Consider the following 15,841-nt stretch of genomic DNA (forward strand, 5'->3'; position numbering starts at 1 on the left):
CCTTTAGTGCCATGTTGTCCGCATTTGTCGACGGGCGTGTAACAGCGGTTAAAGGCCGGATCGAGCGCGGGAACCTCCGGGTCATGAACCACAACACCCCGCTCTCCCCGCTGTCCCCCCGCCCCCTGCGTCATCTCTCCGAAGTCCGCCGCCGCGTCATGACGACCGCTCAGCTGAAGTCGCACGGCGTCGCGCCCGCCGAGATGGGCGCGCAGTGCCGCCCCGGCGGCCCCTGGCAGCAGATCCTCCCCGGCGTCTTCCTGCTCCACCCCGGCCCGCCGACCAGCGAGGAGCGCCTGCACGCGGTGCTCATGTACGCGGCACGGGACCGCACGTCCGGGGTGCCGCCCCAGCCGAACACGGGCGAGGGACACGCGGCCCCCGCCTACGCCGAGGCGATGATCACGGGCCTCGCGGCACTGACCCTGCACGGCTTCTCCGCGACGCCGCCGCTCACCGCCCTGGACACCATCGACGTGCTGGTCCCGCGGATGCGCCGGCTGCGCTCCACGGGCTGCGCCCGCATCCTGCGCACCGGCGCGCTGCCCACGCCCCAGCAGGTCACCGGCCTCCCGGTGGCCCCGGTGCCGCGCGCCCTGGCCGACGCGGTCGCCGAACTCACGGACGCGAGCGCCGTACGCCGGCTGCTGACCGAGGCCGTGCGCGGCGGCCACTGCGAACCGGCGTCGGTAGTACGGGAGTTGAGCCAGGCGAAGCTGCTGAGCCGCCCGCACGTGGTGGACGCGGTGGACTCCCTGCTCGCCGAGGGCCGGGCGATCGCGGAGGACCGGCTGTACACGATGGTCCACGAGTACGGCCTGCCCGACCCGGTCTGGAACGTGGACCTGCGCCTGCCGGGCGGCCCCCACCTCGGCGGCCTGGACGCCTACTGGCCGGAGCAGGCGGTGGCGGTGGAACTGGACACCCGGGCCCCGCGCCAGGACGACGACGCCCTGTGGTCCGAGTACGCCCGCAAGCGTGAGCACCTGGAGCGCCTGGGCATCACGGTCGTGTACGTCACACCGAAGAAGCTCCGGGACGCGATGGAACAGCAGGCCGCGGTGGTCCGTACGGCCCTGATGGCGGCGGCGGACCGTGATCCGGCCGCGTATGTCGTGGTGCTGCCGAGGTAGTGACGGACCGCGAAGGCAGCATCAGGAGGGGAGAGGAGGGGCCGCCGGGCCTTGCACCGGCGGCCCCTCTTCGTGCCGCCGGCACGAAGCCCACCCGGTCACGTCACTGACCGCCGGCACCTCGACGATCAGGCCACGGTCCCGGACTATGCACCCTCGTTGCCGTCGCGCAGGGAATGAATCATGCTCCGCAGGATCCGGAACGCGTCCAACTGCTCGGCCTCCGTCATGCCGGCCAGCATTCTGACCTCGACGGACCGGACCGCCACGGTCGCCTTCTCCAGGCTCCGTCGGCCGCGCGGCGTGAGCCGCGCGGGAAGAACCTTCCCGACGGGCGCCTCCGCGGGCCTGGTCACGTAGCCGTCCCGTTCCAGGGCCTGGAGCAGCACGTTCATCGTCTGCCGCGTCACGAACGCGCCCCGCGCGAGCTCGGAGTTCGACAGGCCCGGCCGTTGAGCCAGCAGCTCGAGGCAGGAGTAGTGCGTCACGCTCATCCCGAGTGGCCGCAGCACCTCCTCCATGGCTGCGCGCAGGGCGCTCGAAGCCTCTTTCAGCAGGTAGCCCAGTGATTTGTCCAGGTCGACGCCGGCACCGTTTTGACTCATGTCAGAAGTCTGACATACATTGGCCTGTGTCAGGAATCTGACACGAAGAGAAGGAGCATCATCATGCCCGCCACCGGCCCCGACTTCATCTCGCTCCAGGCGCGCGACCTCGACGCTTCGCAGGCGTTCTACGAGCAGTACCTCGGCCTCGTCCGGTCGCAGGCCGGACCTCCGCACGCCGTCGTCTTCGAGACGAAGCCGATCGCGTTCGCACTCCGCGACGTCATTCCCGGCACCGATCTCGAGTCCGTTGCCCAGCCCGGCATCGGTGCCGCGATCTGGCTCCACGCCACCGACGTCCAGGCCATCCACGATGCTCTCGTCGCCGACGGTCACACCATCGTCTCCGCCCCGATTGACGGCCCCTTCGGCCGGACCTTCACCTTCGCCGACCCCGACGGCTACCACGTCACTCTCCACGACCGCGCCTGACGTCACCGGCCCCCTCCGCAGAACTCGGCCTCGATCACCGCCCCCGTGTCCCCCGACCAGTCGCCGTTGAGGTTGAAGGCGAGGGAGTGGCGGCCGTCCTTGGTGGTGGCCGCCTCGGAGGTCGAGCCGTGGATGCCGCCGCCGTGGCCCCAGACGGTGACTCCGCAGGACAGCTCGGACTTCATCAGGCCGAGGCCGTAGCCGTTGCGCTCGTTGACGGGGACGGTCGTGGTCATCTCGGCCAGCTGCTTGCGGGGCAGGAGCTTGCCGCGCAGCAGGGCCGTGTAGAAGCGGCCCAGGTCGGTGGAGGTGGAGATCATCTCGCCGGCCGAGTAGGCGATGGACGGGTTGATCCTCGTGACGTCGTACGTCGGTCCCGTCGCCGTCTCGGCCAGCTTGGAGTAGGCCCGGCTGCTGGGCCCCGGTACCGTCACGCGCGTGCCCGGGAGGGAAGTGCCGGTCAGGTGGAGCGGCCCCACGATGCGGTCGTGGACCTCGGCGCCGTAGGGACGGCCGGTGGCCTTCTCGATCACCATGCCGGCCAGGACGTAGTTGGTGTTGGAGTAGTTCCACGAGGTGCCCGGCTCGAAGTCCGGTTTGTGGGTCATGGCGACGGCGACCAGTTCCTCGGGCTTCTTGGTGTCGTAGCGGTGCTCGAAGAAGCCGTCCTTGAGGAAGTACGTGCGGCCGAAGTCCTCGTCCGCCGTGTAGTTGTAGATGCCGCTGGTGTGGTTGAGGAGCTGGCGGAGGGCGACCCGGCCGCCGTCGTGGCCGTTGCCCCGCACCAGGCCCGGCAGCCACTTGTCCACGGTGTCGTCCAGCGACAGCCTGCCCTCCCCCTCCAGCTGGAGCAGCACGGTGGCGACGAAGGTCTTGGTGATGCTGCCCACCCGGTAGCGGTCCTCCGCCGAACGCGGCTCCCCCGTCCTCAGGTTGCCGACGCCCGCCGTGGCCGACCAGGTGCCGTGGCCGTCCTTCGCCGTCACCGTCACCCCGGGGACGCCCGCCCGCACGGCGGCCTTGACGGCCTCGCGGGTCGCCTCGTGGCCGGCTGCGGCGGGTGCCGCCGCCAGCGCGGGCGCCGCGAGGGCGGCCGACAGCGCCACCGCCGTCGTCGCCACGAGAGCCGTGCGGGTCGTGCGGGTCGTACGTACGCTCATGTCTCTCCCCCTTCTGCGCGCTCTCATCGAGCGTGGTCGGGGGGAGAGACCGGGCGCCTGCTACGAAGGTTGAACGGAGATACGGCAGTTGAGCATGATTCAGCCCTTCTTGAGCACCAGTTCCGTGTTGCGGTCCTTGCGGTCGCCGGCCAGCTTGGTGCTCGCGCCGGGGGCGTTGAGGGACAGCTCGCGGTAGAGGGCGGCCAGGCCCGTCTGGGAGAGGTCGGTGAAGCTGGTGCGGTGCGGGGCCGAGGACTCGATCAGCGTGGTGAACAGCGAGATCGTGCCGTCCTTGTTGTCCACCACCTCGATGATCCGGGCGAGTTGGGGGAAGTCCACGTGGGAGGCGGTGGAGATCTCCCAGAAGGCGCGCCCGCCGGCGGCGGAGTGCGGGGTGATGACGTTCTTGTGGATGTGGCCGTTCACCCAGGCCAGGACGTTGCGGTGGCTGCCGAGCAGCTGGACCAGCTCGGCGCCGCCCACGCGCCGCTCGTTCGGGCGGGCCGGGTCGCGGCGGAGGTTGTCCATCGTCCCGCTGGTGTGATGGCTGAAGACGATCGCGTACGAGTCCTTGTTGTCGCGCAGCGTCTTGTCCAGCCAGTTGAACTGGGCCGCCCCGATGGACCCTTCGTAGTGGCCGCCCGCGTCGGTGGTGTCCAGGCTGATGCCGATGACGTCGTCGGCGATCCGGAAGCTGTAGTACTGGGTGCCGGCGTCGAGGTTGGCCGTGGAGTAGCCGTGGCCGACCGGGCCGTGGCCGCGGAAGGCCGGGTCCAGGTGGGCGCGGACGTACTCCTTCGGCGTGAACGGCGCCCGGCTCTCGTCCGGCGTGACCGAGCGCATGGAACGGGCGTGGGCCTTGAGGAAGTCCTTGAAGACGGTGCCCCTGGGGTCCTTGTCCTGCTTGAGGGAGTCCTGGAGCTTCTTGGCGTCGGCGGCCGAGACGTTCATCAGCTTCTTGCCGCCGACGGCCAGGTCGGTGAGGTAGGAGTCGCTGTGCGAGGCGTAGGTGCCGAGCGGCATCGCGTCGTGGTTGCCGACCGTCGAGTACCACGGGATGCTCAGGCCGGGGCTGCGCAACTGACGGATCGCGGCGGCCAGGAAGCCGTCGATGTGCGGGAAGCCGAGCTGCTTGTCGGCGTCGCGGACGCTGTCGTCGGCCTGCCAGTACAGCTTCAGGCCGCTGTTCTGGACGCCCTCGTAGTGCCGCGGGTCACCGGTGTTGGGGGTGACCCGGCCACCGCTCATCACCGTGAGGAACCACTCCAGCTCGGACTTGGCGTTGTTGTCCGTGTTGTCGCCGGTGGTCATGGCGAAGTGGAGCGGGGCGCCGGTGACGGGGGCGCCCCGCAGCGCGTTGATCCGCTCGACGAGCGCGACGGCGCCCGGCACGGTCAGCGCCTCCTGCGGGCGCCAGGCGTGCACGTCCGTGGAGCGCAGGTACTCCAGGCGCAGCGGGTGCTGGGCGTCGATCAGATGCAGATCGGTGAGCTGTACGAAGGCGGCGAGCGCCGTGCGCCGGCTCTCGCGCCCCGACTTGGCGGCCGCCAGGTTCTCGCGGACGACCCGCTTCCAGCCGGGACCGTCGCCGAGCCGGCGGTAGCCGCCGCTGCCCTGCGCGGTGGCGACGCTCGCGACGGTGGTGCCCCTGGTGTACGGGGCGAGCGCGACCGGCACCCTGCGGGAGGCACCGACGGGCGCCTCCGCGGCGGCGGCGTCGGCCGTACCGGCGCCCGGCGCGCTCGCGGCGCCGTTGGTGGTGGCGGCCTCGCTGTCCGTGGGCCGCAGGGCGTATCCGAGGCCCGCGGAGAGCGACACCGCTCCGGTGGCGGCGAGCAGGGTACGGCGGTGGACCCCCAGCGCGGAGCTGGCGACAGAGCGTATGCGCGGCATGGCGCGATCCCCCCGAGTGCGAACGCGTCGGCAGTGGTCACGGGCAGTCGCTCTCGCGAACGGCCCGCTCACTGTGGATCGTTGGCAGCGGGAATGACCTGCGCATGAACATGACGGCAACGGGCAGCGCCGATCACCGTACGTGGATCTTGGGCTACCTTCCGCGTCCACGGCCGCTCCTCGAACGGCCGGGAGGCGGTCACTCCGTGTTCATCTTTCGGGGTAGTGAAGCTAATTCCCGGCGACCTGGATCCGCCCCGCCGCCGGCCGCTCACGCCACAGGGACAGCCCTTTGTCGACCATGGAGACACGGGTCAGCTCCGGCACCCGGTCCATCGGATGCCAGGCCGCCATGTCGGTGGAGCCATTGGCCTCGATGGGGGTACCTCCCGCCCGAGCCGTGCGAAGCCGGTTCGAGGGTGGGGGAGCAGTTCGCCGCCGGTGATCCGGGCCTCGTAGACGAGGCGTACGCCGTGGTGGTCGACGCTTCGCCCGAGGCGGCCCGGGAAGACGTGGTGGAAGGAGTCGACGCCGAGCAGCCCGGTGGGTTCGACGAGGTAGCCGGTCTCCTCCTCCACCTCCCGCACGACCGTGTCGTAGGGATCCTCGCCGTGCTCCATGCCGCCGCCGGGCAGCACCCACTCGAAGCCGCCGCGGGGCGCCGGGGAACGGGCGAGGAGGAGTTGTCCGTCACGAACGCATATGGCGTAGGCCGCCACCCTCAACTTCTTCCGCACGTGGGGACGTTAGTCGGTCGGCGCAGAATCTGCAGATGAATTTCCGGTGGTACGGGCTGCTCACCCCTTTTACGTCATCTGCCCCTTATCTATCGCGGGTTTTCCCCATCCGTCCATTTCGATTCGGTCAACTCTTCCCAAACATCCTTCCCTTGCATAAAGCTGTGCGGTCGTCCGGGATCGCATTCCGGACGGCCGATGCTCCTTTACCTACAAGGGATGCCGATGATCAACAGCCCCCAGCGCGAACCGAGGCCGGGCGCGAGACGCGCGGCCTGCATAGCCGTGGCCGCCGGTCTCGTCGCCGCGCTCTCCGCGGCCGGGCCGATACCCATGGCCGTAGCCGCGGACCCCACGCCCGCCGCGACGGACCCGAGTGTCAAGTCCGCCCATGACAAGCTCGGTTCGGACGACGCCGATCTGCTCGCCGAGGCCAAGGCCGACGGCGACAAGAACGTCACGATGATGATCGCGACCGCTCCCGGCCAGACCGAGCAGGTCGCCGAGGAGCTGGACGCGGTCGGCTCTGTGGGCCGTACCTACGACAAGCTCGGCTATGTCCGGGCTACCGTCCCCACCGGCAAGGCCGACAAGGCCATCGCGGCCGCCGCGAAGCTCTCCTCGGTGCACGGCATCGACCTGCGCGAGGAGATACCCCTGGAGGACCCCGCCGTCGACACCAAGGCGTCGACGGCCGCGGCGACCTCGTATCCGGCACCCGGCAAGCGGACCCCGGCCGAGAACCCGTACAACCCGTCCTTCGAGACGGGCGCCGTCGACTTCGTCGAGGACAATCCGAAGGCGGACGGCCGCGGCATCACCATCGGCATCCTCGACTCCGGCATCGACCTCGCCCACCCGGCGCTGCAGAAGACCACGACCGGCGAGCGGAAGATAGTCGACTGGGTCACCGCCACCGACCCGCTGCTCGACAGCGACCGCACCTGGCGCCCGATGGTGACCTCCGTCTCCGGGCCCACCTTCACCTACGGCGGCAAGACCTGGACCGCGCCGGCCGGTTCCTACCAGGTCAGCACCTTCCTGGAGTCGTACACCACGGGGGGCGACGCGGCGGGCGACGCCAACCGCGACGGCGACAAGACCGACTCCTGGGGCGTCCTGTACGACGCCGCGAACGGCACCGTCCGGGTCGACCTGAACAACAACAACGACTTCGGTGACGACACCCCGATGAAGCCGTACAAGGACGGCTACCAGATCGGGTACTTCGGCACCGACGACCCGGCCACCGACGTCGCCGAGCGCCAGCCGTTCGTCGTGCAGATCCGCAAGGACGTGCCGATGGACCCGCTGGGCGGCGACTGGGTCGGCCAGAAGCGCGACTTCGTCAACATCGGCGTCATCGAGTCCGAGCACGGCACCCACGTCGCCGGCATCACCGCCGCGAACGGCCTGTTCGGCGGCCGGATGAACGGCGCGGCGCCGGGCGCGAAGCTCGTCGCGTCCCGTGCCTGCACCTGGACCGGCGGCTGCACCAACGTCGCGCTCACCGAGGGCATGATCGACCTCGTCGTCAACCGTGGCGTCGACATCGTCAACATGTCCATCGGCGGTCTCCCGGCGCTGAACGACGGCAACAACGCCCGCGCCGAGCTGTACACGCGCCTCATCGACACCTACGGCGTCCAGCTCGTCATATCCGCCGGCAACTCCGGCCCCGGCGCCAACACCATCGGCGACCCGGGCCTGGCGAGCAAGGTGATCTCGGTCGGCGCGACCATCTCCAAGGAGACCTGGGCCGCCAACTACGGCTCGGTCGTGTCCAAGCCGTACGCGATGATGCCGTTCTCCTCGCGCGGTCCGCGTGAGGACGGCGGCTTCACCCCGACGCTGTCCGCGCCGGGCGCCGCGATCAACACCATCCAGACCTGGCTGCCGGGCGCCCCGGTCGCCGAGTCGGGCTACTCGCTGCCGGCCGGCTACGGCATGCTCCAGGGCACCTCGATGGCGTCCCCGCAGGCGGCGGGCGCGAGCGCGCTGCTCCTGTCGGCCGCCAAGCAGAAGGGCATCGCCCTCACCCCGGCGAAGCTGCGCACCGCGCTGACCTCGACCGCCGACCACATCACGGGTGTTCAGGCGTACGAGGAGGGTGCCGGCCTCATCAACATCGTGGACGCCTGGGACTCGATCCGCGACGGCGCCACCGCCCACGAGTACACGGTCAAGGCGCCGGTCGACACCGCCATAGACCAGTTCCTGAAGACGCCGGGCTTCGGCACGGGCGTCTACGACCGTGAGGGCGGCCTGAAGGCCGGGCAGAAGAGGACGTACGACGTCACCATCACCCGTACGTCCGGTGCGGACAGGGCGATCCGGCACGAGCTGTACTTCGAGAACAACGCCGGTGGCACCTTCTCCGTCGTCGGCTCCGACGAGATCAGCCTCGGCCTGAACAAGCCGGTCACCGTCAAGGTCGCCGCCAAGCCGTCCTCGGCGGGCATCAAGAGCGCGATCCTGGAGGTCGACGACCCGCGCACCGAGGGCATCGACAAGCAGGTCCTCAACACCGTCGTGGTCTCCGAGCCGCTCAAGTACAGCTACTCGGCGTCCGGTTCGGTGCAGCGCAACAGCACCAAGTCGTACTTCGTGACCGTCCCCGAGGGCGCGAAGTCGCTGGAGGTCGCGATCGGCGGGCTGAAGGACAAGAGCCAGACCCGGTTCATCGCCATCCACCCGTACGGCACCCCGTCGGACACCACAGGCACCCCGTACTGCTACAACAACTACCTCGCCGGCAACGGCTGCAAGCCGGACGTGCGTGCCTACGCCGACCCGCAGCCCGGCGTCTGGGAGATCGAGGTCGAGTCGCGCCGTACGTCGCCGCTGCTCGACAACCCCTACAAGCTGGACGTCACCGTCCTCGGCGCGGCCTTCGACCCGGAGACCGTGACCATCCCCGAGGCCAAGGTCGGCACGCCGACCGCCGCCTCCTGGAAGGTGACCAACAACTACGCCGCGCTCGACGGCAAGCTGGCCGGCGGCCCGCTCGGCTCGTCGAAGACGGCGCGCCCGACCATCACCGAGGGCGTCACGCAGACCACCACGGTCGACGTGCCCGAGGGCGCCACGTCGCTGGACGTCTCCATCGGCAACGTCTCCGACGCGGCCGCTGACCTCGACCTGGTCGTGCGCGACGCGTCCGGCACCGAGGTCGGCAGCTCCGCCGACGGTGACTCGGAGGAGGCGGTCTCGGTGGCGAAGCCGGCCGCCGGGAAGTACAGCGTCGAGGTGATCGGCTACGCGGTGCCGAGCGGCTCGACGGCGTACGACTACCTGGACGTGTTCTTCTCCGCCGCGCTCGGCTCCGTCACGGTCGACGGGTCGCCGGTGAAGCTCGGCACGGGTGAGTCGGCCACGGTCGCCGGCAGCGTCACCGCGCTGGCGCCCGCGCCGGAGGGCCGTGAGTTCTTCGGCCAGGTCCAGCTGCTGAACGCGCGCGGCACGGTCGCGGGCACCGGCAGCGTGAAGATCGAGAAGGTCACGCCGTAGTCCCTGGTACGGCTTTGAGGGCGGGCGTCCGTGCGGGCGCCCGCCCTCTTCTCGTCAGCAGGTCAGCTCGCGCGCCTCGCGGAGTGAGGCGGTGATCCAGGCCCGTTCGGGGGCGATGTCCTGCTCGCCGACCGCCCAGAAGTCGGGCCGGCGGGCGCCCCGGGGGATGCCGATGAGCACTTCGTCGCCCTCGCGCAGGCCGGGGACGAGGTTCTCGTCGACCACGAAGGTCAGCTCCCGATCGCCCTTGTCCGGCTTGTAGTAGCGGGTCATCCGGAGGGTGACACGCAGCGACTCCGTACCGGGGACCCGTTCGACGGAGCTGGCCCTTCCCTCGGCGACCACGCGGGAGCACGCGAGATAGCGGGGGCTGCCGAAGCCGGTGCCGCCCTCCGGCGAGGACTGCTTGTCGGCGGCCGCGTCCCCGCCCGAGCTCATCGTGTCGTCGGACCCGGTCCGCGTCAGCAGCCACCCCATGCCGACCAGCACGGACGCGGCGACGGCGACGGCGAGGCTCCCCAGAGCGACGGCGAAGACCCGGCGCCGGGCGCGGGAGGACTGCCGTACGGGGGCGGGTTCGCGCTCCGGGACGGGGGCCGGTTGTCCGGCGAGCGCGTCACCGATGAGGCCCAGCTGTTCCCGCAGCAGCGCCACGTCGGCCGCGGCCGACCGGTGCTCGGCCATGAAAGCGGCGTCCGCGCGGGCCTCGTCCGTGAGCGGCTCGTCGGTGATCGCGGCCATCAGCGCGTCCGCGCCGGTACGGCCTTCGTTCTCGGCGGTCACGTCACACCACCTCGTCCTCGTGCAGGCGGGCGCGCAGGGCCCGTACCGCCGTGTGCAGCCTGCTCTTGACCGTGCCCTCCGGGATGCCGAGCTCCTCGGCGATGTCGCGCACCGGGAGATCGCCGTAGAAGCGCAGGACCAGGACCTGACGCTGGGTGTCGGGCAGCTCGTCCAGGCCCCGGGCGACGGCGAGGGAGAGCAGGCTGCTGTCCTCGCCGGAGGGGTGTTCCAGCTGGCGCAGGGAGGCGAGCCGCTCGCCGAGGCGCTCCTGGCGCTTCTTTGCTCGGTGCCAGTCCATGGCGAGGTTGGAGGCGACGACCGCCGCCCACGCCGACACGTCCCGCGGCGCCTCATGGCCGCTCGCGGCCCGCTCCAGCAACCGCAGGCGGACCTGCTGTACCCCGTCCGGCAGGTCCGCCTGCGGCACCCCGCCCAGCGCGAGCACCGCCCGCACCCGACGCTCCTGGGCCGCGTCCAGCGGATCCCCCAGTACGTCCCGGACGGCACCGCCCCCCTGGCCGCGGCGGGCCTTTCTGCGCAGCACAGCCACCCCTCCCCTCGCCGTGTTGTGCCTATGACGCCGGGGCGGGCCAAAACGTTCGGCGCGATCTCCCGATGGCGGACGGTGGAGGACGACGATGACGGACGGTGGAGGACGACGATGACGGACGGTGGAGGACGACGGTGGCGGACGGTGGAGTACAGAGGCGTACGTCACACCGCCGCGTAGGTCCGTGGCGCGCGGGCAGGCGAGCTTGCGGCGCGGGGCCGCCGTAGGGTGAATTTCTCCAGCTCAGCCCGGGTGGGAGCCGTAGATCCGGAGCCTGGCCCCGGGGTCCGTCGCGTTCCGTTGTTCGGGCATCCCGGTCAAAGGATTGGACAGGCGGACCAAGGCTGACCGCATGATGGAAACGCCTCAGCCATGCCGCAGACACAGACAAGCCACGTAGAAGGAGTCGCCGTGAGGGTCGGAATCGTCGGAGCCACCGGTCAGGTCGGCACGGTCATGCGCAGGATCCTCAAGGAGCGCGACTTCCCGGTCACCGAGCTGCGTCTGTTCGCCTCGGCCCGCTCGGCGGGCTCGGTCCTGGACGGCGTGACCGTGGAGGACGCGGCGACGGCCGACTACTCCGGCCTGGACATCGTGCTGTTCTCGGCGGGCGGCTCGACCTCGAAGACGCTGGCGCCCAAGGTCGCCGCGCAGGGCGCCGTGGTGATCGACAACTCCTCGGCGTGGCGCCGCGACCCCGAGGTGCCGCTGGTCGTCTCCGAGGTGAACCCGCACGCGATCGCCGACCGCCCCAAGGGCATCATCGCCAACCCGAACTGCACGACGATGGCCGCGATGCCGGTCCTGAAGCCGCTGCACGCCGAGGCGGGCCTGGAGGCCCTCGTCGTCGCCACCTATCAGGCCGTCTCCGGCTCCGGTCTGGCCGGCGTGGACGAGCTGTTCGAGCAGGTCAAGAAGGTCGGCGACGACGCGCCCAACCTGACCCACGACGGCTCGGCGGCGGAGTTCCCCGCCCCGAACAAGTACGTCGCGCCGATCGCGTACAACGTCCTTCCGCTGGCCGGCTCCATCGTCGACGACGGCCTGCACGAGACCGACGAGGAGCAGAAGCTCCGCCACGAGTCCCGCAAGATCCTGGAGGTCCCCGGGCTGAAGGTCTCCGGCACCTGTGTACGCGTCCCGGTCTTCTCCGGCCACTCCCTCCAGATCAACGCCCGCTTCGCCCGCCCGATCAGCGTGGAGCGCGCCAAGGAGCTGCTCGCCGGCGCCCCCGGCGTGGCCCTCACCGAGGTCCCGACCCCGCTCCAGGCGGCCGGCCAAGACCCGTCCTACGTGGGCCGTATCCGCCAGGACGAGACGGTCGAGCACGGCCTGGCCCTGTTCGTCTCCAACGACAACCTCCGCAAGGGCGCCGCGCTGAACGCGGTGCAGATCGCGGAGCTGGTGGCGGCGGAGCTGAAGGGCTGACGCCCGCACGCGCGAGAAGGGGTGCCCACCGTTCACCGGTGGGCACCCCTTCTGGCGTTCACAGCGCCAGGTGCCGCCGCAGCGCCACGTCGATCTCGGCCATGCGCTGGCGGGGCACGGTGCCGATCGGGAGCTAACCCTTGCGCACCTCATAGAGGAAGCACCCGTACTCCACGGCCCGCACATGTACGACCGCCACCGCGGGGTCGGCGAAGGCCTGTGCGAAGGCCTCCTCGAAAGCCCCCGGGTCCACGAGCCGGCCCCCGAGGATCCGCCCGTCGGCCGAGTAGCGGCGGACGGTGCGGTGGGCGTGGGCGAAGGGCAGCGCGTCCCCGTGCGGGCCGCCGCACTCCTCGGCGTGGACGAACACCGGCCCCTGCTCGTCGTACGCCCCCGGGTCGACCCCGTTCTCCGCCGCCCACCGACGCAGCGGGGCGTACGAGACGAGCGCGATCCGCTCGCCGGGAGCGCTGCGGCGCAGGCAGCAGCGCAGGGGCGCCCCGCCCTCGTCGTCGGTCACGGGAACCGTGCGGCGCCCCGCGTCGTCGGCGGAACGCAGCTCCTTCAGGACCGTCGGTTCGATGGCACGTGCGAGATGAGTCGTCATGCTCCCAGCCTCACCCGCGCACGGCCCGGCCACCGGCGGTAAACGGACATCGCGCTGTGGACGCGTCCCATGGAAGGATGACCGAACCCACACATATCGAGGAGATGACCGCGTGCCTGGCACAAACCTGACTCGCGAAGAGGCGCAGCAGCGGGCGAAGCTGCTGACCGTTGACTCGTACGAGATCGATCTCGACCTCTCCGGCGCGCAGGAGGGCGGCACCTACCGGTCCGTGACCACGGTGCGCTTCGACGTCGCGGAGAACGGCGCCGACTCCTTCATCGACCTCGTGGCACCTGCCGTCCACGAGGTGACCCTCAACGGCGACTCGCTCGACCCGGACCAGGTGTTCAAGGACTCCCGGATCGCCCTGCCGGGCCTGCTTGACGGCCCCAACGTCCTGCGGGTCGTCGCCGACTGCGCGTACACCAACACCGGCGAGGGCCTGCACCGCTTCGTCGACCCCGTCGACCAGCAGGCGTACCTGTACACCCAGTTCGAGGTGCCCGACGCCCGGCGCGTCTTCGCCTCCTTCGAGCAGCCCGATCTGAAGGCCACCTTCCAGTTCACCGTGAGGGCGCCCGAGGGCTGGACGGTCATCTCCAACTCGCCCACCCCGGAGCCCCAGGACAACGTCTGGTCCTTCGAGCCGACGCCGCGCATCTCGACGTACATCACGGCGCTCATCGTCGGCCCGTACCACTCCGTGCACAGCGTGTACGAGAAGGACGGCCAGTCGGTCCCGCTCGGCATCTACTGCCGTCCCTCGCTCGCCGAGTTCCTCGACTCGGACGCCATCTTCGAGGTCACCCGGCAGGGCTTCGACTGGTTCCAGGAGAAGTTCGACTACGCGTACCCGTTCAAGAAGTACGACCAGCTGTTCGTGCCGGAGTTCAACGCGGGCGCGATGGAGAACGCCGGCGCGGTGACCATCCGCGACCAGTACGTGTTCCGCTCGAAGGTGACGGACGCGGCGTACCTGGGCCGGGCCGAGACCATCCTGCACGAGCTGGCCCACATGTGGTTCGGCGACCTGGTCACCATGGAGTGGTGGAACGACCTGTGGCTGAACGAGTCGTTCGCCACCTACACCTCCATCGCCTGCCAGGCGCACGCCCCGGGGACGCGCTGGCCGCACGCGTGGACGACGTTCGCGAACCAGATGAAGACATGGGCGTACCGCCAGGACCAGCTGCCGTCCACGCACCCGATCATGGCGGAGATCCGCGACCTGGACGACGTCCTGGTCAACTTCGACGGCATCACCTACGCCAAGGGCGCCTCCGTCCTCAAGCAGCTCGTGTCGTACGTCGGCCAGGACGAGTTCTTCCAGGGCGTCCAGGCGTACTTCAAGCGGCACGCGTTCGGCAACACACGCCTGAGCGACCTGCTGGGCGCCCTGGAGGAGACCTCCGGCCGTGACCTGAAGACCTGGTCGAAGCTGTGGCTGGAGACGGCGGGCATCAACATCCTGCGTCCCGTGATCGAGACGGATGCCGACGGTGTGATCACGTCCTTCGCGATCCGCCAGGAGGCCCCGGCGCTGCCGGCCGGCGCGAAGGGCGAGCCGACGCTGCGTCCGCACCGGATCGCCGTCGGCCTCTACAACCTGGACGACGCGACCGGCAAGCTGCTGCGCGACGAGCGCATCGAGTTGGACGTGGACGGCGAACTGACCGCCGTGGCGCAGCTCGTGGGCAAGCGCCGCCCTGACGTGATCCTCCTCAACGACGACGACCTGTCGTACGCGAAGGTCCGGCTGGACGAGCAGTCGCTGGCGTTCGTGACCGAGCACCTCGGCGACTTCGACGCCTCCCTCCCGCGGGCCCTGTGCTGGGCCTCGTCCTGGGACATGACCCGCGACGCCGAACTCGCCACCCGCGACTACCTCTCCCTGGTCCTGTCGGGCATCGGCAAGGAGTCCGACATCGGCGTCGTGCAGTCGCTGCAGCGCCAGGTGAAGCTGGCGATCGAGCTGTACGCCGCCCCGGCGACCCGCGAGGCCCTGCTGACCCGCTGGACCGACGCCACGCTGGCCCATCTGCGTGCGGCGGAGCCGGGCAGTGACCATCAGCTGGCGTGGGCGCGGGCGTTCGCGGCGGCGGCCCGCACGCCTGAGCAGCTCGATCTGCTGGAGGGGCTGCTGGACGGCTCCCAGTCGATCGAGGGCCTGGCCGTCGACACGGAGCTGCGCTGGGCGTTCGTGCAGCGCCTCGCGGCGGTGGGCCGCTACGACGAGACCGAGATCGCGGGCGAGTACGAGCGGGACAAGACCGCGGCCGGCGAGCGTCACGCCGCCACGGCCCGCGCGGGCCGCCCGACCGCCGAGGCCAAGGACGAGGCCTGGTCGTCGGTCATCGACTCCGACAAGCTGCCGAACGCCGTCCAGGAAGCGGTGATCTCCGGCTTCGTCCAGACCGACCAGCGCGAACTGCTCGCCGCCTACACCGACAAGTTCTTCGAGGTGGTCAAGGGCATCTGGGACTCCCGCTCCCACGAGATCGCCCAGCAGATCGCGGTCGGCCTCTACCCGGCACTCCAGATCTCCGAGGACACGCTCCGCAAGACGGACGACTGGCTGACCTCGGCGCAGCCGAACGCGGCGCTGCGACGCCTGGTCTCGGAGTCCCGGGCGGGCGTGGAGCGCGCGCTCAGGGCACAGGAGGCGGATGCGGCGGCGGGGCAGTAGCCGTCGTAGGACGTGAGTAGTGGGGGGGCGCCCCGGTGCGGTCTGCACCGGGCGCCCTCTTTCCGTACCTGGCCTGCGGGACGGGTGCTCGCGCCCCCGGCCGGTCTCAGCGCCGGTCGCCGTCAGGCGAGCCCGGCAGCGACGCCCTCCAAAGCCGACAGCACCCTCCCCACCGCGGCCCCGCCCTCGCGATGGTGGCGACGGCGGCAAACGCGATCCCGAGGGCGGCTGCCTTCGGGATCGGGGTGGTGCGGGGTGCGGTCCTTTCGAGGACGACGGTCACTCAGGTCCCTTCGCTGGTCGGTGATCTCGGT

The 15,841-nt window shown here is 70.5% G+C and carries 11 protein-coding genes and 1 pseudogene; 5 read left to right on the forward strand and 7 right to left on the reverse strand.

Annotated features, from left to right (window positions below; all coding sequences use genetic code 11):
* Positions 1–83 precede the first annotated feature (83 nt).
* Complete coding sequence (locus tag ACZ7NC_RS21230) at positions 84–1,133, forward strand: hypothetical protein (protein ID WP_471490326.1); 1,050 nt, start codon at positions 84–86, stop codon at positions 1,131–1,133.
* Between the two features lie 146 nt (positions 1,134–1,279).
* Here the strand turns inward: ACZ7NC_RS21230 and ACZ7NC_RS21235 are convergent, their stop codons facing one another.
* Positions 1,280–1,738 (reverse strand): MarR family winged helix-turn-helix transcriptional regulator, encoded by a 459-nt coding sequence (locus tag ACZ7NC_RS21235; RefSeq protein ID WP_471490328.1) that lies wholly within the window; start codon positions 1,736–1,738, stop codon positions 1,280–1,282.
* A 63-nt stretch (positions 1,739–1,801) separates the two neighbouring features.
* Between ACZ7NC_RS21235 and ACZ7NC_RS21240 the strand changes: the two genes are divergently transcribed.
* Positions 1,802–2,170, forward strand: a complete 369-nt coding sequence (locus ACZ7NC_RS21240) for a VOC family protein (protein WP_471490330.1) — start codon at positions 1,802–1,804, stop codon at positions 2,168–2,170.
* A gap of 2 nt (positions 2,171–2,172) precedes the next feature.
* Here ACZ7NC_RS21240 and ACZ7NC_RS21245 read toward each other — a convergent pair whose 3' ends face one another.
* From ACZ7NC_RS21245 to ACZ7NC_RS21255, 3 genes and pseudogenes are all read right to left on the reverse strand, one after another.
* Positions 2,173–3,330: a serine hydrolase domain-containing protein gene (locus ACZ7NC_RS21245; RefSeq protein ID WP_471490332.1), complete on the reverse strand. Its 1,158-nt coding sequence runs from the start codon at positions 3,328–3,330 to the stop codon at positions 2,173–2,175.
* Positions 3,331–3,429: 99 nt separating this feature from the next.
* Positions 3,430–5,223, reverse strand: coding sequence for a TIGR03767 family metallophosphoesterase (locus tag ACZ7NC_RS21250; protein ID WP_471490334.1), 1,794 nt, complete (start codon positions 5,221–5,223; stop codon positions 3,430–3,432).
* A gap of 231 nt (positions 5,224–5,454) precedes the next feature.
* Positions 5,455–5,960: pseudogene (locus ACZ7NC_RS21255) on the reverse strand (NUDIX hydrolase).
* A gap of 225 nt (positions 5,961–6,185) precedes the next feature.
* On the opposite strand from ACZ7NC_RS21255, the gene ACZ7NC_RS21260 reads away from it, so the two are divergent.
* On the forward strand, positions 6,186–9,470 hold the full coding sequence (locus ACZ7NC_RS21260; protein ID WP_471490335.1) for a S8 family serine peptidase: 3,285 nt from the start codon (positions 6,186–6,188) through the stop codon (positions 9,468–9,470).
* Positions 9,471–9,524: 54 nt separating this feature from the next.
* Here ACZ7NC_RS21260 and ACZ7NC_RS21265 read toward each other — a convergent pair whose 3' ends face one another.
* Both ACZ7NC_RS21265 and ACZ7NC_RS21270 read right to left on the reverse strand, forming a co-directional pair.
* Complete coding sequence (locus tag ACZ7NC_RS21265) at positions 9,525–10,253, reverse strand: hypothetical protein (RefSeq protein ID WP_471490337.1); 729 nt, start codon at positions 10,251–10,253, stop codon at positions 9,525–9,527.
* Position 10,254: 1 nt separating this feature from the next.
* Positions 10,255–10,803 (reverse strand): RNA polymerase sigma factor, encoded by a 549-nt coding sequence (locus ACZ7NC_RS21270; RefSeq protein ID WP_471490338.1) that lies wholly within the window; start codon positions 10,801–10,803, stop codon positions 10,255–10,257.
* A 411-nt stretch (positions 10,804–11,214) separates the two neighbouring features.
* Between ACZ7NC_RS21270 and ACZ7NC_RS21275 the strand changes: the two genes are divergently transcribed.
* Entirely contained in the window at positions 11,215–12,231 is a 1,017-nt protein-coding gene (locus ACZ7NC_RS21275; protein WP_471490340.1) for an aspartate-semialdehyde dehydrogenase, read from the forward strand.
* A 133-nt stretch (positions 12,232–12,364) separates the two neighbouring features.
* Here the strand turns inward: ACZ7NC_RS21275 and ACZ7NC_RS21280 are convergent, their stop codons facing one another.
* Entirely contained in the window at positions 12,365–12,838 is a 474-nt protein-coding gene (locus ACZ7NC_RS21280) for a DUF1203 domain-containing protein (RefSeq protein WP_471490341.1), read from the reverse strand.
* Between the two features lie 112 nt (positions 12,839–12,950).
* Between ACZ7NC_RS21280 and pepN the strand changes: the two genes are divergently transcribed.
* Entirely contained in the window at positions 12,951–15,527 is a 2,577-nt protein-coding gene (gene pepN / locus ACZ7NC_RS21285) for an aminopeptidase N (RefSeq protein ID WP_471490342.1), read from the forward strand.
* Positions 15,528–15,841: the final 314 nt, after the last annotated feature.

This window comes from Streptomyces sp. NPDC111802 (assembly GCF_055634335.1).

Bases quoted from the DNA above. Each gene is read 5' to 3' on its own strand.
- ACZ7NC_RS21245 (WP_471490332.1), bottom strand. From the start codon at position 3,330: ATGAGCGTACGTACGACCCGCACGACCCGCACGGCTCTCGTGGCGACG.
- ACZ7NC_RS21230 (WP_471490326.1), top strand. From the start codon at position 84: ATGAACCACAACACCCCGCTCTCCCCGCTGTCCCCCCGCCCCCTGCGT.
- ACZ7NC_RS21250 (WP_471490334.1), bottom strand. From the start codon at position 5,223: ATGCCGCGCATACGCTCTGTCGCCAGCTCCGCGCTGGGGGTCCACCGC.
- ACZ7NC_RS21280 (WP_471490341.1), bottom strand. From the start codon at position 12,838: ATGACGACTCATCTCGCACGTGCCATCGAACCGACGGTCCTGAAGGAG.
- ACZ7NC_RS21235 (WP_471490328.1), bottom strand. From the start codon at position 1,738: ATGAGTCAAAACGGTGCCGGCGTCGACCTGGACAAATCACTGGGCTAC.
- ACZ7NC_RS21260 (WP_471490335.1), top strand. From the start codon at position 6,186: ATGATCAACAGCCCCCAGCGCGAACCGAGGCCGGGCGCGAGACGCGCG.
- ACZ7NC_RS21240 (WP_471490330.1), top strand. From the start codon at position 1,802: ATGCCCGCCACCGGCCCCGACTTCATCTCGCTCCAGGCGCGCGACCTC.